Genomic DNA, 25,067 nt, shown 5'->3' on the forward strand with positions numbered 1-25,067 from the left:
ATGATACTGCCCGTATGTTAGGAAAGTTGCCTAACAAATAAAAGACCTGGAGTGGGGCGACGATGGTGGCGATCGACAGGCGGACCGTGTTGAAGACGGCCGGTGGGGCCGGACTGGCGGCCTTGCTGGCCGCGTGCAGCGGGGGCAAGGGCGCGACCACGGGGGACCAGGGCAGTGGCAGCAGCGGTGAGATCCGCGCGCTGTTCATGAAACAGGCGGCGTACACCGAGGAGGACGTCACCAAGATGACCGCCTCGTTCACGGCCGCGAACCCGGGCATCAAGGTGACGCCGGAGTTCGTCGCCTACGAGGCGCTGCACGACAAGATCGTCGCCGCCGGCCCGGCCGGCACGTACGACGTGGTGCTGATCGACGTGATCTGGCCGGCCGAATTCGGCAGCAAGAAGATGATCACCGACGTCACCAGTCAGTGGGACGGTGCGTGGAAGACCGACATGCTCGCCGGTGCGATCGCCACCGCCGAGTACGACCAGAAGCTGTACGGCGTCCCGTGGATCATGGACACCAAGTACTTCTTCTACAACGAAGCCCATCTCGCGACCGCCGGGGTGAACCCGCACTGGCTCGACACCTGGGACGGCGTCCTGCAAGGCGCGCAGAAGCTCAAGGCAGCCGGGGTCGTGAAGTACCCGTTCATCTGGTCCTGGCAGCAGGCCGAAGCGCTGGTCTGCGACTACGCCCAGCTGCTCGGCGCGATGGGTGGCAAGTTCCTCGACGACTCGGGCAAGGCTGCCTTCAACGCCGGTGGAGGGGTCCAGGCGTTGGAGTTCATGCGGAAGACGATCGTCGACGGACTCAGCAACCCGGCCTCGACGCAGTCGCTGGAGGCCGACGTACAGCGCGTCTTCCAGGCCGGTCAGGCCAGCATGGTGCTCAACTGGACCTACATGTACGGCGCGGCCAACGACGCCAAGCAGAGCAAGATCGCCGGCAAGGTCAAGGTCGTCCAGACGCCGAAGGGCAGCGCGGGGCGGCCGGGTGTCAACGGCGGGATGGCGCTGTGCGTGACCGCGGGCAGCAAGAATCAGGCGGCCGCGTTCAAGTACATCTCGCACCTCACCAGTCAGCCCGAGCAGAACAAGTACGCGCTCGACTCGCTACCGGTGTGGAAGGACTCGTACGACGATCCCGCGGTGGTCAAGACGAACCCGGCCGTCGTACCGCAGGCGAAGAAGCAGCTCGACGACCTGATCCTGCGACCGCAGGCGAAGAACTACAACGCGATGTCGCAGGCGGTCCAGGCCGAGCTGCAGCAGGCTCTGCTCGGCCGCAAGCTGGCCCAGAAGGCGCTCGACGACGCGGCGGACAAGGCGAACAGCTTGCTGCAGTCGTGAAGCCGGTGCGGGTCCGCGGCGAGGGACGGTTCGCGCTGTTCCTGTTGTTGCCTGCGGCAATAGTCGTCTTCGGTGTGGTGCTCTACCCGGTACTCCGGACGCTGCTGATGTCGTTCTACAAGGTCGACAGCGCGATGCCCGGCAGCTATCCGTTCGCCGGGTTGAGCAACTACACCAAGGTCTTCAGCGACCCGTCGTTCTATCCGGTACTCGGGCACACGGCGTACTTCACGATCGTCTCGACCGCGGCCGAGCTCGTACTCGGGATGGGCGTGGCGCTGCTGCTGAACGCGCCGCTGCGCTTCAAATGGTTGTGGCGCAGCCTGGTCGTACTGCCGTGGGCACTGCCGACGATCGTCAACGGGGCGCTGTGGCGCTGGATCGACAACGGCCAGTACGGCGTCCTGAACCAGCTGCTCGGTACCGAGATCCAGTGGCTGGGCTCGCCGTTCCTCGCGCTCAACATGGTGATCGTCGCCGACGTCTGGAAGAACACCTCGATCGTCGCGTTCTTCCTGCTCGCCGGTTTGCAGACCATCCCGGCCGAACTGCGCGAGGCAGCGGTCGTGGACGGTGCCTCGACCTGGCGGACCTTCTGGCAGGTCGTCGTACCGCTGCTGAAGCCGAGTATCGCGGTGGTGCTGGTGCTGCGCACGATCGAGGCGTTCAAGGTGTTCGACATCGTCTACGTGATGACCGGCGGCGGTCCCGCCTCCGGCACCCAGACCGTTGCCTTCTACACCTATCTGCAGGCGTTCTCGAACCAGCTCTTCGGGTACGGCGCTGCCCTCGCCTACCTGATTGTGATAGCAGTCGGCGCGCTGGCGATGTTCTACCTGCGACTGCTCCGGCAGAACCAGATGGCGGGGATCTGATGCGCAAGTTCCAATACGCGATGTGCGGTCTGCTGGCGGTCGTTGTACTGGCGCCGTTCAGTTGGCTGGTGATCTCGAGCCTCTCGCCTGCCGATGAACTGACAAGTGGCTCGCTGTGGCCTGCGCATCCGACGTTCTCGCGGTACGCCGACATCTTCACGTCGGGTGCCGACGGGATCGCCGGCACGTTCCGCGTCTCGATGGTGAACAGCCTGGTCGTCGCGTCGGCGACCACGCTGATCTCCCTGGTGGTCGGCTGCCTGGGCGGCTACGCGTTTGCCCGGTTGCGATTCCGCTTCCGCCGTACGACGTTGTTCGCCTTCCTGGCGATCTACATGCTGCCGCCGATCGCGCTGGTGATCCCGTTGTATTTGGCGCTGGCGAATCTGCAGCTACTGGACACGCAGCTCGGGCTGATCGTCACGTACTGCTCGATCGTCACGCCGTTCTGCCTGTGGACGATGAGCAACTTCTACCTCAGCCTGCCGCCGGAGTTGGAGGATGCCGCGCGGGTCGACGGGTGCTCGCGGTTGGGCGCGCTGGTCCGGATTGTGCTTCCGCTGGCCCGGCCGGGGATCGTCACGACCGCGATGTTCGGCTTCCTGCTCGCGTGGGACGAGTTCCTGTACTCGCTGATCTTCACGTCGACCACGAACTCCAAGACGATCCCGGTCGCGATCGCCGAATTCACCGGCAAGTTCTCCTCGGACTTCGGGCTGGTCGCGGCCGGCGGCGTACTGGCTGCTCTTCCGCCAGTCCTGCTCGCGCTCCTCTTCCAGCGCTACATCGTCAACGGCCTCACCGGAGCCGTCAAAGGCTGAGCCGTCAGCATGATTACTGTGCGGAGCTGATCGGTTACTACTGTCTCGTCATGGACCTGAAGACGCCGATCAGCACCGTCATCCCCTCCCTCGACGGCCCCGTCCTCCAGGTCCTGGCCCGCGCCGACGAGGGCCTGTCCGGCCGCGAGGTCCACAAACTCGCAGGTCAGGGCAGTGTCGCCGGAGTTCGCCTGGTCCTCCAACGCCTAGCCGCCACCGGCCTCGTCCACGTAGACGACGCCGGCAACTCCTTGTCCTACCGCCTGAACCGCAAGCACCTAGCCGCGCCGGTCGTCGAGTTCCTGGCCGACCTCCGCACCGCCCTCGCCAACCGCATCGCCGACGAGCTGGCCGCCTGGCGCCTCCCCCCGGTCCACGCCTCCGCGTACGGCGCCCTGGCCCGCGCCGACGGCGACCTCGAATCCGACGTCGAACTCCTCCTCATCCGCCCCGACGACCTGGACGCCACCGACCCGCTCTGGAACGAACAAGCCGCCCACCTCATGCAAACCGTCGTAGACCTCACCGGCAACCCAGCCCACGTGTTCGAACTAAGCCGAACCGAACTAGCCAACCACCTAGCCACCGAAGCCCCCATCCTCAACGACTGGACCCACCCCACAATCCACCTCGCCGGCCTCCCCCTGGCCACCCTGCAGGCCGAACCCGCCCAGGTGGGTTAGCCGCTGGGAACAGGGGTGGCATGGCCAACTACGAGGTCAACGACGCCGCAGTCGAGCACGCGCGCAAACTGATCGACTCCCGGCAGTACGTCCTCGACAGCGACTGGGGCGCCGTCCAACCACACGCAGACGCCCAGAACGCCTTCCTGGACAAGCACACCTGGCCCGAGTACGCAGCCTGGCACCTAGGCCTCACCAAAGGCGCCAACGACGAAACCAAAGCCCGCTACGCCTTCGTCTACGGCGACCTCCGCCGCATCCACCGCTCCGGCCTGATCGCCTGCGTCTACCGAGCCTCCGAATGGCGCCACAAGAAAGTCGAACTCGCCGCCCACGCCCTACTCCAACACCTCGACACCAAGGCCGGCATCAACTAGCAGGTGGAGGCACCCGGGCCGGTAACTATTGGGCGTTATCCCTCTGCGAAAAACTTACCGAGCCCCGCCGAAGCCCCGGGCGACACGAGTTAGCCACTCCCGGCCGAGCCGCCTACCTCCCCCGGCCGCCGCTGCGACTCGACCGTCAAAAGACGGCCGACAAAACAAGAGGGCGGGCCAAGCAGATGGCTGGGCCGGATGGCGAGGCCGGCTACCGCGGTTCCCCGTTGTCTGGGGCTGACGGGCTGTGGCTGAGGTGTAGAACGTCAGCTAGTCGGAGCATTTTCGGGTCCACGCGCCGAAAATCTTCCGACCAACGCAGCACACAGTCGGTAGCGGGTAACGGGTGGGGTTAGTGCCCGAGCAGAGGCCCCATCAGGCGGGCTATTTGGCTGTTGCGGTTGGTTAGGCGTTCTTCGGTGTCGGCGAGGGTCATGGCTTGGAGGCCGGCGTTGATGCCTAGCCAGCGGAGGGGTTCGGGTTCCCAGCGGCGGGAGCGGTGGCCTACCCACGGGAGGCGGGTTAGCGCGGTGTCGCGGTGGAGGATGAGGTCGGTGAGCGTTCGCCCGGCCAGGTTCGTCGTACTGACGCCGTCCCCGACATACCCGCCCGCCCACGCGAGCCCGCCTTCGAGACCGACCGACGCGCACCAGTCGCGCGGCACCCCGAGCGCCCCGCCCCACGCATGTGTGAACTGCACATCCTCCAACGAGAACAACGAACGCAGAGTCGACTGCAGCTTGGCGAAAACCCGAGGCTCCTCGTCGTACGACGGACGCACCCGCGACCGGAAGTGGTACGGCGCCCCACGCCCACCGAACACGAGTCGCCCATCCGCAGTCCGCTGCCCATAGATGATCAGATGCCGGTGATCACTGAACGAAGGCCGATCCGCCAACCCGATCCGGTCCCACGTCGCGTCGCTCAACGGCTCAGTCGCCACCACCAACGAATACACCGGCGCAACCGCTCGCCCCGCACCCGCGAGTCCAGGCGTGAACCCTTCGGTCGCGCGAACCACCACCTCCCCCCGCACAACCCCGTACGGCGTGACAGCCCGCCCACGCTCAATCGCGCTCACCGGCGTGTGTTCGTGGATCGTCACCCCGAGCGCCTCGACCGCAACCGCCAGTCCCCGAACAAGCTTCCCCGGATGGATCACCGCACAGTGCGGGGTAAACGTTGCCCCCAGCACCTTCGTAGCGCGGACGTGCGACTCGACCTCGTCCCGGTCCAGGAACCGCAGATCGCCCGGACCCCACTCGCCAGCAGAAGCAACCTCGGCCCGCGCCCGTGCCAGCTGCGCCTGGGAGCGAGCCAGCACGATCGTCCCGCCCTTGTGGTAGTCGCAGTCGATCCCCTCGGCCGCGCTCACCAGGCCGACCTCGTTGACCGAATCCTGCATCGCCCGGTGCATGTCGATCGCCGCCGACCGGCTCGATCCCGGCAAGTCAGCCAGCTTCCGCGCGGACGCCGGGAACAGCGCCGAGCACCAGCCACCGTTCCGCCCGGACGCCCCGAACCCGACCGTCTCCTGCTCCAGTACGACGATCCGCAGCGAAGGATCCGCCTTAGCCAGGTAGTACGCCGTCCACAACCCGGTGTACCCCGCACCGACGATCACGACATCCGCGTCCCGATCCCCAGCGAGCGCGGGGCGCGCCGAGCGCACCCCGGTCCCGGAGTCGGCCCAGAGGTTCAGCGGACACCCCATGAGTAGGTCTGCTTCACCAGCTTCAGATAGACGAAGCTTTCGGTGCTCTTCACGCCCTCGATCTGCCGAACGCGCTCGGACAGCACCTGCAGGAGGTGCTCATCGCTCTCGCACAACACCTCGATCAGCAGGTCGAAGGAGCCGGCCGTGATCACGACGTACTCGACCTCGTCCATCGCGGCCAGCTGTTCCGCGATCGGCTCCAATGCCCCCTCGGCCTTGATCCCGATCATCGCCTGCCGGTCGAAACCGAGCTCGAGCGGATCGGTGACCGCGACCACCTGCATCACGCCGGCGTCGGTCAGCCGCTGGACGCGCTGCCGTACGGCGGCCTCGGACAGCCCGACCGCTTTCCCGATCGCGGCGTACGAACGCCGTCCGTCGACCTGGAGTTGTTCGATGATCGCCTTGGAGGTCTCGTCGAGCAGACCTTGGTTCTTGTCGGGGTGTCCTGTTCGTACTGGCACCCGCCTGATCTTACCGGTTGAAGCGGATTTCGTTGTGAAAATCCAGGTTTGCTACGGAATCCCTTGTCTCGATCTCAATGTTTTGACATTATCCACCGCGAAAGCCCCTGCAAAGGAGGTTGCGTGTGAGGCCTCGTCAGCCCTCGGTCGTCGGCCGCCGGACGGTTCTGCGCGGCCTCGGCCTGGGTGCGCTCAGCGCGGGTGCGCTGGCGGCCTGTGGGATCCCGCCGGCCAGGCAGAGTGCGGACAAGTGCATCAGCACCGACCAGTCGGGTAGTCAGAAGCAGCTGAACTTCTCGAACTGGCCGAGCTACATGGACGAGTCCGACGAGAAGGTCAACGGCAAGACCGTGCTGCCGACGCTGGAGGCGTTCCAGAAGCAGAGCGGGATCCAGGTCACCTATACCGCCGACGTCAACGACAACTCCGAGTTCTACGCGAAGGTTCGCGACCAGCTCGGTACCTGTCAGCCCAGCGGCCGCGACATCTTCGTTCTGACCGACTGGATGGCGGCCCGGATGGTCAGCCTCGGCTGGATCCAGAAGCTCGACCACGCCAAGGTGCCGAACGTCGACAAGTACCTCCTCAAGCAGCTCAAGTCCCCGCTCTGGGATCCGAACCGCGACTACAGCGTGCCGTGGCAGAGCGGGCTGACCGGGATCGCCTACAACGCCAAGGTCACCGGCGAGATCGGCAGCTGGACCGACCTGATCGGCAAGTCCGAGCTCAAGGGCCGGATCACGCTGCTGTCGGAGATGCCGGACACGATGGCGGTGATGCTGCGCCTGGTCGGCGCCGATCCCGCCAAGTTCACCGACGCCGAGTGGACGAAGGCGCTGGAGAAGCTGGAGAACTCGGTCGGCGCCGGCCAGATCCGCCGCTTCACCGGGAACGACTACGTGCAGGACCTGAACGACGGCAACATCGCTGCCTGTATGGCGTGGTCCGGCGACGTGCTCGCGCTTCAGGCCGACAACGCCGACATCAAGTTCGTCGTACCGGAGGAGGGCCTCAACCTCTGGTCGGACAACATGCTGGTACCGAACAAGGCGACCCACAAGGCGAATGCCGAAGCCTTGATGAACTACTACTACGACCCGGAGGTCGCGGCCGAACTGGCCGCGTGGGTGAACTACATCTGTCCGGTCGAAGGCGCCCGGCAGGCGATGGAGAAGATCGACCCCGAGCTGGTCGACAACCCGCTGGTCTTCCCCGACCAGGCCATGCTTTCGAAGACCTCGTCGTTCATGCCGCTGGACACGGCCAAGGCGAAGCTCTACGAAACCGACTTCAACCTCGCGATCGGGGGCTGATAGATGACCAGTGATTTAGTCCTCGAAGGCATCAGCAAGCAGTTTGCGGGTCATCGAGCTGTCGACAACCTCGACCTGACCGTCCCCGCGGGTACCTTCTTCGCGCTGCTCGGCCCTTCGGGTTGCGGGAAGACGACGACCCTGCGGATGATCGCCGGTCTGGAGGAACCGACCACCGGAACCATCCGGCTCGGCGACGACGAGATCACCGGACTGCGCCCGTACAAGCGCCCGGTGAACACCGTCTTCCAGAACTACGCGCTGTTCCCGCATCTCGACATCTTCGAGAACGTCGCGTTCGGGCTGAAGCGCCGCAAGGTCAAGGACTTCAAGCCGAAGGTCGAGGAGATGCTCGACCTCGTCGAGCTGAACGACTACGGCAAACGTCGCCCTGGGCAACTGTCTGGTGGCCAGCAGCAACGAGTTGCCTTGGCCCGCGCGTTGATCAACCGCCCGCAGGTCCTGCTGCTCGACGAACCGCTCGGCGCCCTCGACCTGAAGCTGCGCCGGCAGATGCAGCTCGAGCTGAAGCGGATCCAGACCGAGGTCGGGATCACCTTCGTGCACGTCACGCACGATCAGGAAGAGGCCATGACGATGGCCGACACGATCGCCGTGATGAACGGCGGCCTGATCGAGCAGCTGGGTAGTCCCGCCGAGCTGTACGACCTGCCGGCCACCACGTTCGTCGCAAACTTCCTGGGGCAGTCGAACCTGATCCGGGGCGCGATCATCGGCCAGGCCGACCAGAACCTGATCGTCGACGTCCAAGGCCGGAAGGTGCTCGTGCCGGCGGTCCGTTGCCGGGTCACCGAAGGCGAGGTCTGGCTGGGGATCCGGCCCGAGAAGGTATTCCTCGCCCCGGCTGGTTCCGAGGACGGGGACGGTTCGAACCAGCTCCGCGGCGCGGTCGTCACGGACGTGAGTTACGTCGGCGTCAGCACGCAGTACTTGGCGAAGCTGCAGTGGGGTCAGGAGCTCACGGTCTTCGAGCAGAACACCGGCGCGCGCGACGCGTTCACGGCCGGCGACGCGGTCGACCTGCACTGGCGGCCGGCGCACAGCTTCCTGCTCGACGCTGCGCAGGACGCGCTGGCCGGGGTCGAGGACGTGGAATGAGCGCCGTCGGCCAGCTCGGCGCAGCAGCCCAGCCGACGTCGGCTCCGCCGCCACCGCGGTCCGGGCGGCGACTGACGGCGTACCTGCTGTTGCTCCCGGGCGGGCTCTGGCTGCTGCTGTTCTTCGTCGTTCCGCTGGTTTCGTTGCTGGCAGCAAGTTTGTACGATCCGAACGGGTCGATCGAGAACGGCTTCTCGATGACCTGGCACTGGCAGAACTTCGGTACGACGATGGCCGACTATGCGCGGCCGTTCCTGCGATCGCTCTGGTACGCCTTGCTGACAACAGCTTTCTGTCTGCTGCTCGGCTATCCACTCGCCTACGCGATCGCGATGAAGGCCGGGCGCTGGAAGAACCTGATGCTGGCGCTGGTGATCGCGCCGTTCTTCACCAGCTTCCTGATCCGCACGCTCTCGTGGAAGTTGCTGCTCAGCGACAACGGCTTCGTCGTGGACGCGCTGAAATGGCTGCACATCCTCGGCCCTGATGGAAGGTTGCTCGCGACAACGGCTGCGGTCGTCACGGGTCTGACGTACAACTTCCTGCCATTCATGGTGCTGCCGCTGTACGCGAGCCTGGAGAAGATCGACCGCCGCCTGATCGAGGCTGGCGGCGACCTGTTCGCGGGTCCGATGACGACGTTCCGGACAGTCACGTTGCCGCTGTCGATGCCGGGCGTGGTCGCGGGCACGCTGCTCACGTTCATCCCGGCCGCCGGTGACTACATCAACGCCCAACTCCTCGGTACGCCGAAGCAGCGGATGATCGGTAACGACATCCAGCGACTGTTCGCGGCCGGCGCCTATCCAACCGCGGCCGCGTTGTCGGTGACGCTGATGGCGGCGATCGTCGTACTGGTCCTGATCTACGTCCGCCGAGCCGGAACGGATGATCTCGTATGACGCGCCTCGGGCGGTTCGTCGGACGGCACCTGGTGATGGTGCTGGGCCTCATCGTGCTGCTGTATCTGTTCGCGCCGATCGTCGTCGTGATGCTGATGTCGTTCAACCAGCCGAAAGGGCGGTTGTCGTACACGTTCGACGGTTTCACCTGGGACAACTGGGCGAACCCGTGCCAGCCCTTCGGCCTGTGCGACGCGGTCAGCACCTCACTGCGAATCGGCCTGCTCGCGACCGTAGTCGCGACTGCACTCGGGACGCTGATGGCGTTCGCCATGGTGCGCCACCGCTTCCGCGGCAGGTCGGCGACGAACCTGTTCATCTTCCTACCAATGGCGTCCCCGGAGATCGTGCTCGGCTCATCGCTGCTGGCGTTGTTCGTGTCGAGCGGGTTCGGCGGGAAGCTCGGGTTCTGGACCATCCTGATCGCCCACGTGATGTTCTGCCTGTCGTTCGTGGTCGTCACGGTGAAGGCGCGACTCGCCGGAATGGACTCGCGGCTCGAGCAGGCGGCGATGGACCTCTACGCGAACGAGTGGCAGACGTTCTGGCGGATCACCTTCCCCCTCGTCTTCCCCGGCATCATGGCCGCCGCCCTCCTGAGCTTCTCCCTGTCCTTCGACGACTTCATCATCACCAACCTGAACGCCGGCACCACCGTGACCTTCCCGATGTACGTCTGGGGATCCGCCCAACGCGACATCCCACCCCAGATCAACGTCATCGGTACGGCGATGTTCCTACTAGCCCTCTTCTTCGTCCTCCTCGGCGAACTAGGCCGCCGACGCCGGAGCGCGCGATGACCCGCGGCGTTGAGTGGTGAGCGTGGCGGGGGCGTTGGCTGACGCGGCGCCCGAGGTCTTCTGGCTCGACGACCCCGCCGCTCCGGAACCGTTGCCTCCGCTGACCGGTCCGATCGCCGCCGACCTCGCAATCGTCGGCGGAGGGTACACCGGCTTGTGGACCGCGCTCCGCGCCAAGGAACGCTTCCCGCGACTCGACGTCGTACTCCTCGAGGCGAACACCTGCGGTTCCGCCGCCAGCGGGCGCAACGGCGGGTTCTGCGACGCCAGCCTGACCCACGGGTACGCGAACGGCCTCGCCCGCTGGCCCGATGAACTCGCCGCGATCGAGCGAATCGGCACCGAGAACCTTGACGCGATCGGCGCCACGATCGCGCGACTCGGCATCGACTGCGACTGGCGCCGTACCGGCGAACTCACGGTCGCGACCGCACCCCACCACGTCACCGAACTGGCCGAAGAGGCGGCTCGCCGCGACGACCTCGTGCTGCTGGACCAGGACGCCGTACGGGCGGAACTCAACTCGCCCACGTATCTCGGCGGACTGTACGACCCGCACTCCACCGCGCTCGTCGAACCAGCCCGGCTGGCCTGGGGTCTCCGCCAAGCCTGCCTGGACCTCGGCGTACGCATCCACGAGTACACCCGCGTGACCGCGCTCCACGACGGTCGGCTGACCACGACCAGCGGCTCGGTGCGGGCCGCGCGGATTGCCCTTGCTACCAACGCTTTCCCGTCACTCCTGCGTCGGCTGCGACTCTTCACCGTCCCGGTCTACGACCTCGTGCTCGCGAGTGAACCGCTGTCCCCGACACAGCTTGCCAGCATCGGCTGGCAGAACCGACAGGGCGTCGGCGACGCATCGAACCTCTTCCACTACTACCGGCTGACCCGCGACAACCGGATCATCTGGGGCGGCTACACCCCGCTGTACCACTTCGGCAGCCGAATCAACCCGGCGTACGAGCAACGCACCGCCGTACACGCGATGCTCGCCGAACACTTCTTCACCACCTTCCCGCAACTGGAAGGACTCCGCTTCACCCACCGCTGGGGCGGCGTCATCGACACCAGCACCCGCTTCTGCGCCTTCTTCGGTACGGCGCACGCCGGCCGCACCGCCTACGCCCTCGGCTACACCGGCCTCGGCGTGGCCGCGACCCGCTTCGGCGCCGACGTCATCCTCGACCACCTGTACCGCGAATCCACCGAACGCACCGCACTCCGCATGGTTCGCACCCGCCCGATCCCCTTCCCACCCGAACCCATCCGCTCCGCCGGCATCCACCTCACCCGCCACGCCATGTCCCAAGCCGACGCCAACGCCGGCCACCGAAACCTCTGGCTCCGCACCCTCGACCGCCTAGGCCTCGGCTTCGACTTCTAAACCGCGTGGAATCCGGCGCAGGTCGGTAAGGACATGTAGTAGGTGGGTACGTATACCGTCGGCTGCGCTCAGCGGATGGCCGATCGACCGTCGTGGCGGGACTACTACGTGTTCTTAGCGTCGTGTCAGGCGTTGATGGTGGTGGGGGTTGCGGTGTTGTAGTGCTTGGCGTAGCCGTTTTCGACGCCGACGAGGATCTCGACGATGTCGAAGTAGTGGTCCCAGAAGCGGGTTTCGCGGAGGGCCTCGACGACCAGCTGGAACGACTCGTGGTCGGCGGCTTCCCAGACCCAGATGTCGGTGACTCGGGCTGAGTAGAACTCCGTGTCGTAGAAGCGTGAGCTGACGTTGCTGACGCGGTCGCGGACGGTGGGCAGTACCTCGGTCTCGAAGGCGGTGATGCGCTCGGCGACGGTCAGGTCGAGCCATTCGCGGCGCGTCTTGACCAGGATGAAGGCGGTGAGTTCGGACATGGTGTCTCCTCAGTTCGTGTAGGCGCCGGAGGTGATGTCTTCGATCAGCCCGGGTCCGGTCGGGTTCCAGTCGAGGAGGTCGCGGGTGATCGCGGACTTGGCGGTCATCGTGGTGGCGAAGAAGTGGCCGACGACTCCGAAGTGCGCGGCGGCGTCGGTCGGGTCGATCGACGTGACTGGTACGGCGAGCGCCGTACCGAGGGCTTCCGCAATCGCCTTGGTGGTAAGGCTTTCCTCGGCCACCGCGTGCAGACGCGAACCGGCCGGTGCGTGCTCGACGGCGAGGCGGATGAGACGTGCGGCGTCGGTGCGATGGACGGCCGACCAGGTCGTTGAGCCGTCGCCGATGTAGCCGGAGACGCCGTGCTTCCTCGCGGCCTCGGCGAGCCAGGTGACGAAACCCCAGTCCCCGCGCCCATGAACCGAGGGTGCGAAGCGGACCGCGGCCGAACGCACCCCTCGTACGGCGGCCTCCAGCGCGAGGTTCTCGCTACCACCCCGGTCCGAGTCGGGGCCGACCGCCGGTGACGGATCGGTCTCGACGACCGGGCGACCTTCGACGATGCCGGACAGGGCGTTGGCGATCACGAAGGGGCGGTCGGTACCGGCCAGGGTGTCGAGCATGGTCTCGACGGCGGCCCGCTCGGCGCGGTCGGACTCAGCCGGGTTGCCCCAGTCGTGCTTGTTGGCCAGGTGTACGACGGCGTCCGAATCCGCGGCGCCGAGCCGCAACGAGTCGAGGTCGTCGAGATCACCACGGTGCGCGATCGCGCCCTTCGCGGTGACGGCCGCGGCCGAGCTGTCCGAGCGGACGAGCCCGACGACCTCGTGGCCGGCGGCGAGCAGTTCGTCGACGGTGGCGGAGCCGATCCAGCCCGAGGCTCCAGTGACAAAGACACGCATGACTTCTCCAGATCTATTTCGGTGCACGATGTCCATTAAATTAGCAATATCGAGTCACGGTGTCCAGCTATAGTTCTGCCATGGAGAGCAAGGTCGGCCGCCCCCGCAGCGAACGCGCCCGAGAAGCTGTGCTGCACGCGGTCGACGACCTACTGGTCGAAGTCGGGTACGCTGCAGTGACGATGAAGGGCATCGCCGAGCGCGCGGGCGTCTCCCGGCAGACCGTCTACCGCTGGTGGTCGACCAAGGCGGAAATCCTCTTCGAGGCCAGCGCCGCCGACGCCGAAGAAGAACTCGCCGTACCCCCCACCGGCGACACCCTCGGCGACCTGACCACCTACCTCCAGGCGCTCATCAACTTCCTGGCCAACACCCACGCCGGCGCCGCCTACCGAGCCCTCATCGGCGAGGCCCAGCATGATCCCGAAGTGGCACAACTCCTCGCAGGCAAAGACATCCTCGGCGACAGCGCCCGCACAGTCCTCGCCCGCGCAACCCCCGACCACGATCTAGACGACGCCTCAGCCCGCCTGATCGGCCCCGTCTTCTTCGCCATCATGAGCGGCCGCGACCCGGCCCGACTCAACCCACAGGAGCTGGCGCGCCGGTTCCTCGCCTAGCGCGTGTGTGCGGGCTGCCTGGGCTAGGAGAAGGCCGGCAAGCTCCAGGCCGGCAAGGAACCTCTCGCGGGGCTTCCCGCTCTACTCCGAGGTGCGACGTCCCGGGTCGGATCCGAGTGGACGGGTGCAAGGCGGTTGGCCCGGAGGCGGGCTGATGGCGGCCAATGCACGGCTGCGGCGAGTACCCCACGCGGCCTCCGGCGGTAGCCGTCACGTGCGCGGCAGCGCATCACCCCGGCGTAGCCGGAGAAGGAACCAAGGGCGGGTGGGGGAGCGAGCGCAGCGAAGCGGGGGATGCGGGCGATGAGCCCGCCCACCGTGTGCGGTAGCGCACAGGATGTGGGCGGGCGTGGGATGGAACTACAGCTTGGATTCGGCTTCCACGAGGACCGCGCGGATGGTCTGCTCCATTTCGTCGAAGTGGGACTGGTCGCAGATCAGGGGTGGGGAGAGTTGGATGACGGGGTCGCCGCGGTCGTCGGCTCGGCAGTAGAGGCCGGCGTCGAACAGTGCTTTGGAGAGGAAGCCGCGGAGGAGACGTTCGGACTCGTCGGCGTTGAAGGTTTCCTTGGTGGCTTTGTCCTTCACGAGTTCGATGCCGTAGAAGTAGCCTGCACCGCGGACGTCGCCGACCAAGGGCAGATCGAGCAGCTTGTCGAGTGTGGCCCGGAAGTCCCCCTCGTGGTCCCGGACGTGCTCGTTGATGCCTTCGCGCTCGAAGATGTCCAGATTGGCCAGCGCGACCGCGGCGGATACGGGGTGGCCGCCGAAGGTGTAGCCGTGGGCGAAGGTGGTGTCGCCCTTGGCGAATGGTTCGAAGAGGCGGTCGGTGGCGATGGCGGCGCCTAGGGGTGAGTAGCCGGAGGTGATGCCTTTGGCGCAGGTGATGATGTCGGGCTGGTAGCCGTAGCGTTCGGCGCCGAACATGGTGCCGAGGCGGCCGAAGGCGCAGATGACTTCGTCGCTGACCAGCAGTACGTCGTACTCGTCGCAGATCTCGCGGACCCGCTGGAAGTACCCGGGTGGCGGCGGGAAGCAGCCGCCCGCGTTCTGCACGGGCTCGAGGAAGACGGCGGCGACGGTGTCGGGGCCCTCGTTCTCGATGGCGACGGCGATCTGGTCGGCAGCCCACCGCCCGAAGGCCTCTTCATCATCACCAAAAACAGGTGCCCGGTAGAAGTTCGTGTTCGGCACCCGGAAGGTGGACGGCACGAGCGGCTCGTACGGCGCCTTCAAATCGGGCAGCCCGGTGATCGACAACGCGCCATGCGTGGTGCCGTGGTAAGCGATCGCCCGGCTGATCACCTTGTGCTTCCCGGGCTTACCGGTGAGCTTGAAGTACTGCTTCGCGAGCTTCCACGCGGTCTCGACGGCCTCGCCGCCACCGCTGGTGAAGAACACCCGGTTCAGGTCGCCCGGCGCATACCCGGCCACCCGCTCGGCGAGCTCGATCGACTTGGGATGCGCGTAGGACCACAGCGGGAAGAAGGCGAGCTCGGAGGCCTGCTTGGCGGCGGCTTCGGCGAGTTCGGTCCGTCCGTGGCCCAGTTGGCTGACGAAGAGGCCGGCCAGTGCGTCGAGGTAGCGCTTGCCCTGAGCGTCGTAGATGTAGGCGCCGTCACCGCGGACGATCACCGGTACGTCGGCCTTGTCGTAGCTCGACATCCGGGTGAAGTGCATCCAGAGGTGGTCGCGCGCAGACTGCTGCAGCTTGGCGAATTCGGCATCGCCGATCGTGTCGGACGACATGTCGGATCCCTCGTCTCAAAGCGTGGTGGTCGTTCGCCATCCTGCCTGGCAAAATCTTCCCTGGCAAGTGATTTCGTGCCCAGAAAGCCGATAGAGTGTCGATGTCAGCACTTGAGAAGGTCAATTGATTCGGATTCCGCACAAGGGAAGGCCCCCTCTTGGACACCCTGTTCGTGAACGGCGCCGTCTTCGACGGGACGGCGTACCGGCCGGGTCTCGCGGTCGCGGTGAAGGGCGGCCGGATCTCGGCGATCGGGCCGGACCTGGGGCAACGCAACGGTGCCGAGGTCGTCGATCTGGAGGGCGGTCTGCTGCTCCCCGGGTTCGTCGACGCGCACATCCACCCGGTCCAGGGTGGTGTCGAACGCGCCCACTGCGACCTCTCCCCATTCCACGGACTCCCGGCGTACCAGGAAAAGATCAGCCAGTACGGCGCTCAGCACCCGACCGCACCGTGGATTCTCGGCGGCGGCTGGCACCAGCCCGATTTCCCCGGCGGCGCACCGAATGCCGCCGACCTAGACCCGGTGACCGGCAATCGCCCCGCCTTCCTCGTCAACGCGGATCACCACAGCGCCTGGGCGAACTCGCGAGCACTCCAAATGGCCGGCATCGACGCGCAAACCCCCGACCCCGCTGACGGCCGGATCGAGCGCAAAGCAGACGGCACCCCGACCGGCACCCTCCACGAAGGTGCGATGAACCTGGTCGGCCGCCTGGTTCCCCCGACCACGCACCAGGAGATGGTCGACGCACTCCTCGACGCCCAGGCCTACCTGCACTCCCTCGGCATCACCGGCTGGCAGGACGCGATCCTCGGCGCCTACGCCAACCTCGGCGACTCCACTCCCGCGTACGTCGAGCTCGCCCAAACAGGTCGCTTGACCGCCCGCGTCAACGGCGCCCTCTGGTGGCAGCGCGACCGCGGTCCCGAGCAGATCCCCGAGCTCATCGCCCGCCGAGAAGACCTGCAGTACAACAGATTCCGCGCCGGCAGCGTGAAGATCATGCAGGACGGCGTCGCCGAGAACTTCACCGCCGCCATGCTCGACCCGTACTTCGATGGTTGCGGCTGCCGCACCGCCAACAGCGGCCTCTCCTTCGTCGATCCCCAAGCACTACAAGAGAACGTGACCCAACTAGACGCGGCCGGTTTCCAGGTCCACGTGCACGCGATCGGCGACCGGGCCGCTCGCGAAGCCCTGGATGCGTTCGCCAAAGCCCAAGCCAGCAACGGAATCAACGACAATCGGCACCACATCGCCCACCTGCAAGTCATCCACCCCGACGACATTCCGCGGTTCCAGGAACTCAACGTCGCGGCCAATATGCAGGCCTTGTGGGCCGTCTACGAGCCCCAGATGACCGAGCTGACCATCCCGTTCCTCGGCCCCGAGCGCACCGGCTGGCAATACCCCTTCCAGTCGCTGCACACCGCCGGAGCACGACTCGTTGCCGGTTCCGACTGGCCAGTCTCCAGCCCCGATCCGCTCGAAGCCATCCACGTCGCGGTCAACCGTCGTACCGACAAAGCCGACGACCCGTTCCTCCCCGAGCAGGCGCTCGACCTGGCGACCGCACTCGCGGCGTACACCCAAGGCAGTGCCTGGGTGAACCACGCCGACGACACCGGCCGGATCGCGGTCGGTGCCCTCGCGGACCTGGCGATCCTCGACCGGGATCCCTTCACCGCACCCACCGACGAGATCAACACCGCCCGAGTCCGGGCCACCTATGTCGAGGGCGAACCCGTCTTCGGCCCGACCAGTTAGGACGCTCATGCACAACCTTGTCGACGGCAAGCAGGTCCCCGCGCTGAGTGGAGCGACGTACGACGTGATCGCGCCCGCGACCGGGGAGTCGTACGCCCAGGCGCCGTTGTCCGGGCCGGAGGACGTGGACCAGGCGTACACCGCGGCCGCGCGCGCGTTCGAGAGCTGGCGGGACAGTACCCCGGCCGAGCGGCAGCGCGCGATCCTCAAGATCGCCGACGCGATCGAGCAGCGCGCGGACGAGTTCACCGCGGTCGAGAGCCGCAACACCGGCAAGCCGCTGGCGCTGACCGCAAGTGAAGAGATCCCGCCCTGTGTGGACCAACTGCGCTTCTTCGCCGGCGCGGCCCGGGTCCTGGAAGGCCGGTCGGCCGGCGAGTACCTGCCCGGCCACACCTCCTGGATCCGCCGCGAGCCGATCGGCGTCGTCGGCCAGGTCACCCCCTGGAACTACCCCCTGATGATGGCGATCTGGAAGATCGCACCCGCCCTCGCAGCCGGGAACACCATCGTCCTCAAGCCGAGTGACACCACCCCGGCCTCGACAATCCTGCTCGCCGAGGTGTGCAACGAGTTCCTGCCGCCGGGTGTGCTCAACGTGGTCTGCGGCGACCGCAACACGGGCCGCGCGCTGGTCGAGCACGACATCCCGCAGCTGGTCGCGATCACCGGCTCGGTCCGTGCCGGGCGCGAGGTCGCGTCGTCGGCCGCGCGCAACCTGAAGCGCACCCACCTCGAGCTCGGCGGCAAGGCGCCGGTGGTCGTGTTCGACGACGCCGACCTGGAGGCGGCCGCCGAGGCGATCGCGGGCGCGGGCTACTTCAACGCCGGCCAAGACTGTACGGCGGCCACCCGCGTCCTCGCCGGTCCGCGGATCCACGACGACTTCGTCGCCGCCCTGACCGAGCAGGCCAAGCAGACCAAGACCGGACAGCCCGAGGACGACGTCGCGTACGGCGCCCTGAACAACGCCGACCAGCTCAGCCGGGTCCGTGGTTTCGTCGACCGCCTCCCCGACCACGCCGCCGTACAGACCGGTGGGCACGCGATCGGCGACCGCGGCTACTTCTTCGAGCCCACGGTCGTGTCCGGGCTGCATCAGGACGACGAGGCGATCCAGGACGAGATCTTCGGCCCGGTCATCACCGTCCAGCGCTTCTCCGACGAGGACGAAGCGCTCCGATGGGCGAACGGCGTCGAGTACGGTCTCGCCTCATCCGTCTTCACCAAGGACCACGGCCGCGCGATGCGGATGTCGCGCCGGCTCGACTTCGGCTGTGTGTGGATCAACACGCACATCCCGATCGTGGCCGAGATGCCGCACGGCGGCTTCAAGAACTCCGGCCACGGCAAGGACCTGTCGATGTACGGCCTCGAGGACTACACCCGCATCAAGCACGTGATGTCCGCCTTCTAGATCACCTCGAGATAGTCCTTGCCAGGAAGGACAGGGAACGGTGCGTGCGGCTCGGTCTGGTACCAGAACGACGTAGAGGCGAGGTCGTCCTGGAGCTGGAGGAACCGGCCGTCGCGCCGCCACCCGAGGGCCTGCACGTCGACCCGTAGGTCCGACGTGAAGCGGATGGTGTCGGTGATGTGCCAGCGGTACAACCCGAACCGCTGCTGGTTCTTCATGAACCCGTCCGGCTGGATCGCCTGCGGCATCCCCAGGTACGGCGTTGTGAACGTCGCATACACGCCCTCGGGGTGGATGAATCCCCACGCGCCACCGAAATAGTCCTCGGTTCCCGTCGTGCAGATCGTCGGGAACTCGTCGTCGCCGTCCAGGTAGAACTTGACCTCGCCCTCACCCCACCAGCCGGTGTTGTTGCAGCCCCACGCGAGATACGTGCCGACGTACTGTCCCTGCCCCCGAACACCGTCCAGCAGCGTGTGCACCTCGCCGTACGGGACCGGGTTCGACCGCCGGAACTGCGCGTGGAAGTACGCCGCATCATCCGGAACCTCGGTGCGCACGAAGTCGATCTGGTAGAAGAGCTCCGGTACGTCGACCTCTTGCAGATTCTCAACGGTGATCCGGGCACCGGCGCGGAACGGCATCTGCCAGTAACTGTTGAAACCGCCCGACGGGTTGACCGCGACCGGCACCGAACTGATCTGCGCGTGTTCGCCCCAACCGCTGCAGAAGAAGTCGCCGAGCGGGACCTCGATCGACGGCGTCTCCTCGCCGTCCCAATACGCCCGCAGTACCAGCGAACGCCAGACCTTCTTGTCGACGGTCATCCAGATATGCGTGATCGCGCCCGAGCCCTCGATCTCAGCCAGCGTCGTGGTCGAGCCGGCCGGCAACGGGATGCACGGGGACATCTTCCAGCCGACCCCGAGGTCGCGGGCCTGCCGCGACATCGTCCCCTCGGTCGCCCGCGCGCCGCCGCCCTTCGCGCCGTCCCGATTCTCGGCACTGATGGAAAACGTGCGGGCCGATGACAGCCGCGCGACATTGCCGAGATGGACGTCGAGACCGTTGAAGTCACCCATGGGCGTCAACCCTAGGTGGCTAGCGGAAGCTGTCCAGCCTGTTCGCGACCTTGTCGAAGACCACTCGTTCGTGCTCCTTCGGCGCGTAGAGCACCAGTTCGTCGAAGCCGATCCTGGCGTACCGCTCCACCAGCCGGGCGAAGCCGTCCTCGGATCCCCACGGGTCGAGCTCGCCGTACCCGAGCAGCAGCCGCCGGATCTTCCGCCCATCCAGCGCCGCATCGAGAGCCTGCGACCGCTCGATCGACTTGGCGTAGAACTCCTCCTCGGAGGCCGCGCCCGGGAAGGTCACCCACCCGTCTCCATGCGCCGCAACCACGGCCAGCGCCTTGGGCGCGTTCGCGGCGATGATCAGCGGCAGCCGCTCCTGAACGGTCCCCGGCGTCATCGCCGCCAGCGAGTACGGGTAGTGCGGTCCCTCGTGGTCGGTCACGTCACCCGACAGCAGCCGATCCACGACCGCCACGAACTCGGCCAGCCGCTCAGCACGCTCGCGCGCGGTCCAGACCGGCGTACCGGCCATGCCGTGGTCGGTCGGCCAGACGCCGGAGCCGATCCCGAGGTCGAACCGGCCGGCGGAGACGTGATCGAGCGAGGTCGCGGTCTTGGCAAGCACGGTCGGGTGCCGGAAGACCAGGTTCGCGATCAGGATGCCGACCCGGATCCGCTGCGTGGTCGCCGCCCAGCCCGCGATGATCGTCGGCCCGTCGTGCACCGGTATCGCCGCGTCCCGCGGGTTCCGCAGGTTGTCGCCGGTCCACAGCCCGTCGAACCCGGCGTCCTCGGCCACCTTCGCCCAGTACGACGCGTCGTCCCACCCGGCCGGATTGACCTTCAGCCCAAAGCGCATGTCGACCAGCCTGCCACGGACCCGGGCCTGCTGCCGGATTTCCTGCCCGAGTGGTCTACCCGGGGTGCTTTACCGGCTGCCCTCGGTCGGCCAGAGTGATGCGGTGACCGTATCTGCGCCTGTCGCCGTGATCGGCCCGCCGGACCCGGCCGCCGCGTTCACCGCCGCACTCGACCAGGCCGGCCTCGCCTCCATCCGGTACGACGAATTACCCGTGGACCTCTCGGGGTATTCGGCAGTCATCGTCGTCGCCGGCCGTTACCCCGAACCCGACCGCCTCGACGCGGCCGGGCTGGCGGAATACGTGCGCGCCGGCGGATCGGCGTACGTGGAGTTCGCGCTCGACGACACCGGTTTCCTGCCGCAGGGCGAGATCCGGACCGCGCACATCGAGCGGATCTTCACCACCGTGGCACTCGCCGGGATCGAGCCGCTGCAGATCCTCGACGAGCACTCGTCGCAGGCTCAGCAGGTCGTTGTCCGCGGCAAGGCCGTCGAGCTGTGCAGCTACGGCACTGTCGCCGGGACCCATGAGGCGATCTTCGGTCCGCCGGACGTCACCTTCCCGGCGCTGCTCGACATCCCGGTCGGCGACGGCCGACTGCTCTACGCCACGACCGCGCTCAGCCACCACATCAAGGGCCGCTACAAGCCGGTACGCCGGTGGCGTCGCCTCCTGCAGGTGATTGTCGGCCAGCTGACCGGCGTCCAGCTCGCCGAGGACATCGAGGTGTTCACCGAACCTCGGGTCTGGGTCGCGACCGGTGAGCCCGTCAAACTCGTGGTCCGTTCCGGCACCAAGCCGAGTGCCGAGCTCGACCTGGTCGAGACGAAACCCGGCCGGTTCGAATCCGACCTGCAGTACCTCGACGACGGCGAGCACACCTTCGCGGTCGGCGATCAGCACGTCACTGTCGCGGTCGGTCCGCGTGCGGAACGGTATCGGCGGATGGTCGACCGGGCGATCGCCTGGTACGACCGGGCCGGTATGTTCTACGACGCGCCGGACGGCTCGAAGGGTGTCGCCGAAGGGTTCTCCAACGAGATCGATGCCGAGGGCAAGCTTCCGTTCCGGTCGGTACCGCGCGGCGACTGCTTCACCCAGACCGCGCACGCGTTCCGGATGTACGCCGACCTCGCCGACTTCCCGCGCGGCCGAACGATCGCCGACAACCTGATGCGGCTGGTCGTCGAGGAGGAGCAGCTCACCGACCGCAACCAGCTCTACGGTTCCTTCGAACCCCGGGGTGCGCGCACCGATCTCACCGGCACGAACAACTTGTTTGCCGATGACAACGGCTGGATCTCGTTGTTCGCGTTGATGTCCGGTCACGTCGAGCCCGGATTGCGTGGCGTCGAGGCGCTGATCCGGACGGCGAGTGCGGAACTCGGTCTGCAGGTCGATCCGTGGCGGACGCCGTCCACGCTGCTGGTGAAGGGCTGGGACGAGCTCTCCCGATCGCCGATCGAGGACGGGCTCGACCTCACCTCACACTGGCAGAGCTCGGCGCAATGCGCGTACCTCTACGCGTACGGCCTGACCGGCGACCAGGGCTATCTCGACATCGCCACTCGCGGCCTCGATCACATGGCTGGGCAGCATCCGCGGGCGCGCCTGGAGACGAGCCGCACCTGCGAGGCCGGTCGCTTCCTGCTGCCGCTCGTCGGCGCTTACCACTACACCCGCAAGCCGCAGTACCTCGAGACGATGCGCTCGCTGGCCGGGTACCTGAAGAGCCGGCAAGGGCCGGACGGCGGCTTCGCCGAATGGGACGGGAAGTGCCCGCCGAGCAACGAGGCGTACGGCGTCGATGAGGCCGCGATCTTCGCGGCCAACGGTGATCCCGTGACCGATCAGCTGTACGGAACGCCGTTCGCCGCCTGGGCATTGCCACTGGCCTACCAAATCACCGGCGAGCCGGTGTTCGAGGAGCTAGCGCACGGCGTCCTCGACTACCTGAGCCGCATCCAGATCGACGACCCCGATGACGAGCAGCTCGACGGCACCTGGCAGCGCGCCTTCGACTTCGACTCCTGGGAGTATTTCGGCTCGAACGCCGACCTCGGCTGGGGACCGTACTGCGTGGAGACCGGCTGGTCCGTCGCCCCCTCGATCATCGGTGCGATGCTCTACCTGACCGGCGACAACTTCTTCCCGCCGGCCCCCTCAAGTCTGTCCGAACTGCCTGCGGCGATTCGGGCGGAATTCGACGCGATCGCAGCCGGTCAGCCGGCACCGGCCACCTTCACCCGCCGCGACGACGGCCGCGTGATCCGGATCCAGAACGGCGTACAGGCTGTCCTCGGTGACCTGATCGCGGCCGGCGAACCGGTGTGGGCGCGCAACGAACCGGTCGGGGCCGACGAGATCTACGTCCGCGGAACCGACGGCCACCTGCACCACACCTACCTCGACGACCGCGTCGGCCAGGGCCGCTGGCAACAACTCGGCGACCTCGAACTGGCCGACGAGCCGGTAGTTGCCTTCAACCCCGGTGCCAACGCGATCGAGGTCTACGTCCTGGGCGCCGACGGTCACATCCACCACTGCTCGATGATCGACGTGCGCGGCGGCCACACCCCGTGGGAACCTGTCGGCACCTTGCACTTCACCGGATCCCCAGCCGTCCTGTACGACGAGGAACTCGGCTCCGTCCGCCTCGTCGCCAACGACACCGCCGGCCAGGACCGCCGAACCCGCAAGGTCAACCGCTGGCACCTGCCCTGGCAGGACTACTCCCACTGGATCACCGCATGAAGGTCAATGTCGCCATCGACGGCGGCCAGTCGGCCCTCCGCCTCCGCGTCCTTCCCACCGGCGCAACCGGCGTGGGCCCCGGCTACACGCACGGCCCGAACGCCGCCGACCACATGCTCAAGGCCATTGGTACGGCGGCAGCTGCTGCCAACCTCAGTGGTCCGGTCGGAGTCGCAGCACTTGGATTGACCGGGTACCCCGCCGACACAGCTACCGAATTTGCAGCTCAAGTCCTCCAGTTGCTGGAGGCGGATGAGGTTCGGCTGACTCAGGACATGGTGACCGCTCACGCGGGCGCACTTCCTGACGGGTACGGTGTGGTAGTTGCCGCAGGCACCGGTCTGGTGTGTCTGGCGGTGGATCGGGACGGCAGTTGGCACAAGCTCGACGGACATGGGTATTTGTTCGGCGACGCCGGGAGTGCGTTCGCGATCGGCCGTGCCGGACTTCGCGCCGTACAAAAGGCTCGGGACGGGCGTGGTCCGGTCACCAAGCTCGCCGAGACGACGCTGGATCCGATTGCCTACTACCGTTCGCCGACCCTCGTCGACGACGTGGCCAGGTTCGCGCCCGACGTACTGCGGTGTGCTGCCGAAGGCGATGTTGTTGCCCTCGACATCTTGGCCGGCGCGGCCGCGGACATCGCCGAGACGATCGAGGCCGCAGTCAAGAAGCTGGCCGGCACAGACCTGGTCCCGGTCGCGTGTGTCGGCGGACTGTTCGCCGGTGCGGGTGAACAACTGCTCGACCCGGTCCGCGCAGTGCTGTCCGCCCGCGCCCACCTGGTCCCCGCCGCCGGCTCATCGCTGGACGGTGCCGAGCGACTCGCCACCGCCGACCCCGGCCCCTACACCGCCCTGACAGTGATCCAGAGGAAACAATGACAGTTCTAGCTCAAGGCACCCTCGTGGTGTCCTGCCAGTCTGCCCCCGGCAATCCGCTGCACGCTCCGGAGTCGATGGCGCTGATGGCTCGCGCTGCCGAGGCCGGTGGTGCCGGTGCGATCCGCGCCAACGGAGCCGCCGACGTCGCCGCGATCCGTGCGGTCACTACGCTCCCGATCATCGGGATCAACAAACTCGGCGACCCGTCGGGCGTCTTCATCACGCCGACGTTCGAGTCCGCGATCGACATCGTCAGAGCCGGCGCCGATCTGATCGCGCTCGACGGCACCCTGCGACCACGCCCGGACGGACAGCGGCTGGACCAGCAAATCGCCCGGATCCACGCCGAACTCGGCGTACCGGTCCTCGCTGACGTGGACACCCTCGAGGCCGGGATCGCCGCCCGTGAAGCCGGTGCCGACCTGGTCGCGTCGACCCTGTCCGGCTATACCAATGGCCACACTCCGAGCGGACCAGACGTCGAGCTGGTCCGGCAGTTGGTGGCCAAGCTGGACTGCCCGGTCGTTGCCGAGGGCAGGGTTCGGACGCCGGACGACGTCCGTGCAGTCTGCGATGCGGGCGCGTACGCCGTCGTGGTCGGTTACGCGATCACGAATCCGATGGACATCACCGCCCGCCTGGTGAGCGCGATCAGCACGTCATAGCCCATCGGAGTGGTCTACTCCACCTTGTCGATCCAGGTCGAATCCCCTTCCGCAGGCCGGTCGCGCGGGCGTATCCATGTC

23 protein-coding genes are annotated in these 25,067 nt (G+C 66.9%); 16 read left to right on the forward strand and 7 right to left on the reverse strand.

Features of this window, described 5'->3' with window-relative positions; translation table 11 throughout:
- Positions 1 to 65 precede the first annotated feature (65 nt).
- The 5 genes from ACFTSF_RS00880 to ACFTSF_RS00900 are packed head-to-tail and all read left to right on the forward strand — an operon-like array spanning position 66 to position 4,111.
- The gene (locus ACFTSF_RS00880; RefSeq protein WP_380151848.1) at positions 66 to 1,355 is read left to right on the forward strand and encodes an extracellular solute-binding protein; all 1,290 of its coding nucleotides are present in this window, start codon (positions 66 to 68) and stop codon (positions 1,353 to 1,355) included.
- Positions 1,352 to 2,230: a sugar ABC transporter permease gene (locus tag ACFTSF_RS00885; protein WP_344161037.1), complete on the forward strand. Its 879-nt coding sequence runs from the start codon at positions 1,352 to 1,354 to the stop codon at positions 2,228 to 2,230. Before ACFTSF_RS00880 ends, ACFTSF_RS00885 begins: the two co-directional genes overlap by 4 nt.
- A complete protein-coding gene (locus ACFTSF_RS00890) occupies positions 2,230 to 3,051 on the forward strand; it encodes a carbohydrate ABC transporter permease (RefSeq protein ID WP_380151849.1) in 822 nt (273 codons plus the stop codon). The genes ACFTSF_RS00885 and ACFTSF_RS00890 overlap by 1 nt, the downstream gene beginning before the upstream one ends.
- 50 nt (positions 3,052 to 3,101) lie before the next feature.
- Positions 3,102 to 3,734, forward strand: coding sequence for a hypothetical protein (locus ACFTSF_RS00895; protein ID WP_380151850.1), 633 nt, complete (start codon positions 3,102 to 3,104; stop codon positions 3,732 to 3,734).
- A gap of 20 nt (positions 3,735 to 3,754) precedes the next feature.
- A complete protein-coding gene (locus tag ACFTSF_RS00900) occupies positions 3,755 to 4,111 on the forward strand; it encodes a hypothetical protein (RefSeq protein ID WP_380151851.1) in 357 nt (118 codons plus the stop codon).
- Positions 4,112 to 4,463: 352 nt separating this feature from the next.
- On the opposite strand, the gene ACFTSF_RS00905 is transcribed toward ACFTSF_RS00900, so the two are convergent.
- Together ACFTSF_RS00905 and ACFTSF_RS00910 are read right to left on the reverse strand one after the other, a co-directional pair.
- Entirely contained in the window at positions 4,464 to 5,825 is a 1,362-nt protein-coding gene (locus ACFTSF_RS00905; protein ID WP_380151852.1) for an NAD(P)/FAD-dependent oxidoreductase, read from the reverse strand.
- Positions 5,810 to 6,292: an Lrp/AsnC family transcriptional regulator gene (locus tag ACFTSF_RS00910; RefSeq protein ID WP_344161052.1), complete on the reverse strand. Its 483-nt coding sequence runs from the start codon at positions 6,290 to 6,292 to the stop codon at positions 5,810 to 5,812. The genes ACFTSF_RS00905 and ACFTSF_RS00910 overlap by 16 nt, the downstream gene beginning before the upstream one ends.
- Before the next feature lie 125 nt (positions 6,293 to 6,417).
- Here ACFTSF_RS00910 and ACFTSF_RS00915 point away from each other — a divergent pair, with 125 nt between their 5' ends.
- The 5 genes from ACFTSF_RS00915 to ACFTSF_RS00935 are packed head-to-tail and all read left to right on the forward strand — an operon-like array spanning position 6,418 to position 11,813.
- Positions 6,418 to 7,605 carry a spermidine/putrescine ABC transporter substrate-binding protein gene (locus ACFTSF_RS00915; RefSeq protein ID WP_380151853.1) on the forward strand — a complete coding sequence of 396 codons (1,188 nt, stop codon included), beginning with the start codon at positions 6,418 to 6,420 and terminating at the stop codon, positions 7,603 to 7,605.
- A gap of 3 nt (positions 7,606 to 7,608) precedes the next feature.
- A complete protein-coding gene (locus tag ACFTSF_RS00920) occupies positions 7,609 to 8,724 on the forward strand; it encodes an ABC transporter ATP-binding protein (RefSeq protein WP_380151854.1) in 1,116 nt (371 codons plus the stop codon).
- Complete coding sequence (locus ACFTSF_RS00925; RefSeq protein ID WP_344161061.1) at positions 8,721 to 9,626, forward strand: ABC transporter permease; 906 nt, start codon at positions 8,721 to 8,723, stop codon at positions 9,624 to 9,626. The genes ACFTSF_RS00920 and ACFTSF_RS00925 overlap by 4 nt, the downstream gene beginning before the upstream one ends.
- Positions 9,623 to 10,426, forward strand: coding sequence for an ABC transporter permease (locus ACFTSF_RS00930; protein ID WP_380151855.1), 804 nt, complete (start codon positions 9,623 to 9,625; stop codon positions 10,424 to 10,426). Before ACFTSF_RS00925 ends, ACFTSF_RS00930 begins: the two co-directional genes overlap by 4 nt.
- 22 nt (positions 10,427 to 10,448) lie before the next feature.
- On the forward strand, positions 10,449 to 11,813 hold the full coding sequence (locus ACFTSF_RS00935) for an NAD(P)/FAD-dependent oxidoreductase (RefSeq protein WP_380151856.1): 1,365 nt from the start codon (positions 10,449 to 10,451) through the stop codon (positions 11,811 to 11,813).
- Positions 11,814 to 11,938: 125 nt separating this feature from the next.
- Here ACFTSF_RS00935 and ACFTSF_RS00940 read toward each other — a convergent pair whose 3' ends face one another.
- Together ACFTSF_RS00940 and ACFTSF_RS00945 are read right to left on the reverse strand one after the other, a co-directional pair.
- Positions 11,939 to 12,286 (reverse strand): darcynin family protein, encoded by a 348-nt coding sequence (locus ACFTSF_RS00940; RefSeq protein ID WP_380151857.1) that lies wholly within the window; start codon positions 12,284 to 12,286, stop codon positions 11,939 to 11,941.
- Positions 12,287 to 12,295: 9 nt separating this feature from the next.
- The gene (locus ACFTSF_RS00945; RefSeq protein ID WP_380151858.1) at positions 12,296 to 13,189 is read right to left on the reverse strand and encodes an SDR family oxidoreductase; all 894 of its coding nucleotides are present in this window, start codon (positions 13,187 to 13,189) and stop codon (positions 12,296 to 12,298) included.
- 80 nt (positions 13,190 to 13,269) lie between these two features.
- Between ACFTSF_RS00945 and ACFTSF_RS00950 the strand changes: the two genes are divergently transcribed.
- The gene (locus ACFTSF_RS00950) at positions 13,270 to 13,809 is read left to right on the forward strand and encodes a TetR/AcrR family transcriptional regulator (RefSeq protein ID WP_380151859.1); all 540 of its coding nucleotides are present in this window, start codon (positions 13,270 to 13,272) and stop codon (positions 13,807 to 13,809) included.
- Positions 13,810 to 14,169: 360 nt separating this feature from the next.
- Here ACFTSF_RS00950 and ACFTSF_RS00955 read toward each other — a convergent pair whose 3' ends face one another.
- The gene (locus ACFTSF_RS00955) at positions 14,170 to 15,558 is read right to left on the reverse strand and encodes an aspartate aminotransferase family protein (RefSeq protein ID WP_380151860.1); all 1,389 of its coding nucleotides are present in this window, start codon (positions 15,556 to 15,558) and stop codon (positions 14,170 to 14,172) included.
- 158 nt (positions 15,559 to 15,716) lie between these two features.
- Here ACFTSF_RS00955 and ACFTSF_RS00960 point away from each other — a divergent pair, with 158 nt between their 5' ends.
- Together ACFTSF_RS00960 and ACFTSF_RS00965 are read left to right on the forward strand one after the other, a co-directional pair.
- Complete coding sequence (locus ACFTSF_RS00960) at positions 15,717 to 17,330, forward strand: amidohydrolase (RefSeq protein ID WP_380151861.1); 1,614 nt, start codon at positions 15,717 to 15,719, stop codon at positions 17,328 to 17,330.
- A gap of 7 nt (positions 17,331 to 17,337) precedes the next feature.
- Positions 17,338 to 18,747, forward strand: coding sequence for a gamma-aminobutyraldehyde dehydrogenase (locus ACFTSF_RS00965; RefSeq protein ID WP_380151862.1), 1,410 nt, complete (start codon positions 17,338 to 17,340; stop codon positions 18,745 to 18,747).
- On the opposite strand, the gene ACFTSF_RS00970 is transcribed toward ACFTSF_RS00965, so the two are convergent.
- Complete coding sequence (locus ACFTSF_RS00970) at positions 18,744 to 19,829, reverse strand: glycoside hydrolase family 172 protein (RefSeq protein ID WP_380151863.1); 1,086 nt, start codon at positions 19,827 to 19,829, stop codon at positions 18,744 to 18,746. The genes ACFTSF_RS00965 and ACFTSF_RS00970 overlap by 4 nt on opposite strands.
- 19 nt (positions 19,830 to 19,848) lie before the next feature.
- The gene (locus ACFTSF_RS00975; RefSeq protein ID WP_380151864.1) at positions 19,849 to 20,679 is read right to left on the reverse strand and encodes an LLM class flavin-dependent oxidoreductase; all 831 of its coding nucleotides are present in this window, start codon (positions 20,677 to 20,679) and stop codon (positions 19,849 to 19,851) included.
- Between the two features lie 103 nt (positions 20,680 to 20,782).
- On the opposite strand from ACFTSF_RS00975, the gene ACFTSF_RS00980 reads away from it, so the two are divergent.
- The 3 genes from ACFTSF_RS00980 to ACFTSF_RS00990 are packed head-to-tail and all read left to right on the forward strand — an operon-like array spanning position 20,783 to position 24,986.
- A complete protein-coding gene (locus tag ACFTSF_RS00980; RefSeq protein ID WP_380151865.1) occupies positions 20,783 to 23,437 on the forward strand; it encodes a hypothetical protein in 2,655 nt (884 codons plus the stop codon).
- Positions 23,434 to 24,321, forward strand: a complete 888-nt coding sequence (locus tag ACFTSF_RS00985; protein WP_380151866.1) for an N-acetylglucosamine kinase — start codon at positions 23,434 to 23,436, stop codon at positions 24,319 to 24,321. The genes ACFTSF_RS00980 and ACFTSF_RS00985 overlap by 4 nt, the downstream gene beginning before the upstream one ends.
- Positions 24,318 to 24,986: an N-acetylmannosamine-6-phosphate 2-epimerase gene (locus ACFTSF_RS00990; RefSeq protein WP_380151867.1), complete on the forward strand. Its 669-nt coding sequence runs from the start codon at positions 24,318 to 24,320 to the stop codon at positions 24,984 to 24,986. The genes ACFTSF_RS00985 and ACFTSF_RS00990 overlap by 4 nt, the downstream gene beginning before the upstream one ends.
- The last annotated feature ends 81 nt before the right edge of the window (positions 24,987 to 25,067 follow it).

The organism is Kribbella sp. NPDC056951 (genome assembly GCF_042674205.1).
Lineage (GTDB): Bacteria > Actinomycetota > Actinomycetes > Propionibacteriales > Kribbellaceae > Kribbella > Kribbella yunnanensis.

Excerpts from the sequence above, each read along its gene's own strand:
- ACFTSF_RS00890 (WP_380151849.1), top strand. The coding sequence starts at position 2,230 with ATGCGCAAGTTCCAATACGCGATGTGCGGTCTGCTGGCGGTCGTTGTA.
- ACFTSF_RS00895 (WP_380151850.1), top strand. The coding sequence starts at position 3,102 with ATGGACCTGAAGACGCCGATCAGCACCGTCATCCCCTCCCTCGACGGC.
- ACFTSF_RS00900 (WP_380151851.1), top strand. The coding sequence starts at position 3,755 with ATGGCCAACTACGAGGTCAACGACGCCGCAGTCGAGCACGCGCGCAAA.
- ACFTSF_RS00905 (WP_380151852.1), bottom strand. The coding sequence starts at position 5,825 with ATGGGGTGTCCGCTGAACCTCTGGGCCGACTCCGGGACCGGGGTGCGC.
- ACFTSF_RS00920 (WP_380151854.1), top strand. The coding sequence starts at position 7,609 with ATGACCAGTGATTTAGTCCTCGAAGGCATCAGCAAGCAGTTTGCGGGT.
- ACFTSF_RS00925 (WP_344161061.1), top strand. The coding sequence starts at position 8,721 with ATGAGCGCCGTCGGCCAGCTCGGCGCAGCAGCCCAGCCGACGTCGGCT.
- ACFTSF_RS00930 (WP_380151855.1), top strand. The coding sequence starts at position 9,623 with ATGACGCGCCTCGGGCGGTTCGTCGGACGGCACCTGGTGATGGTGCTG.
- ACFTSF_RS00940 (WP_380151857.1), bottom strand. The coding sequence starts at position 12,286 with ATGTCCGAACTCACCGCCTTCATCCTGGTCAAGACGCGCCGCGAATGG.
- ACFTSF_RS00945 (WP_380151858.1), bottom strand. The coding sequence starts at position 13,189 with ATGCGTGTCTTTGTCACTGGAGCCTCGGGCTGGATCGGCTCCGCCACC.
- ACFTSF_RS00950 (WP_380151859.1), top strand. The coding sequence starts at position 13,270 with ATGGAGAGCAAGGTCGGCCGCCCCCGCAGCGAACGCGCCCGAGAAGCT.
- ACFTSF_RS00955 (WP_380151860.1), bottom strand. The coding sequence starts at position 15,558 with ATGTCGTCCGACACGATCGGCGATGCCGAATTCGCCAAGCTGCAGCAG.
- ACFTSF_RS00965 (WP_380151862.1), top strand. The coding sequence starts at position 17,338 with ATGCACAACCTTGTCGACGGCAAGCAGGTCCCCGCGCTGAGTGGAGCG.
- ACFTSF_RS00970 (WP_380151863.1), bottom strand. The coding sequence starts at position 19,829 with ATGGGTGACTTCAACGGTCTCGACGTCCATCTCGGCAATGTCGCGCGG.
- ACFTSF_RS00975 (WP_380151864.1), bottom strand. The coding sequence starts at position 20,679 with ATGCGCTTTGGGCTGAAGGTCAATCCGGCCGGGTGGGACGACGCGTCG.
- ACFTSF_RS00985 (WP_380151866.1), top strand. The coding sequence starts at position 23,434 with ATGAAGGTCAATGTCGCCATCGACGGCGGCCAGTCGGCCCTCCGCCTC.
- ACFTSF_RS00990 (WP_380151867.1), top strand. The coding sequence starts at position 24,318 with ATGACAGTTCTAGCTCAAGGCACCCTCGTGGTGTCCTGCCAGTCTGCC.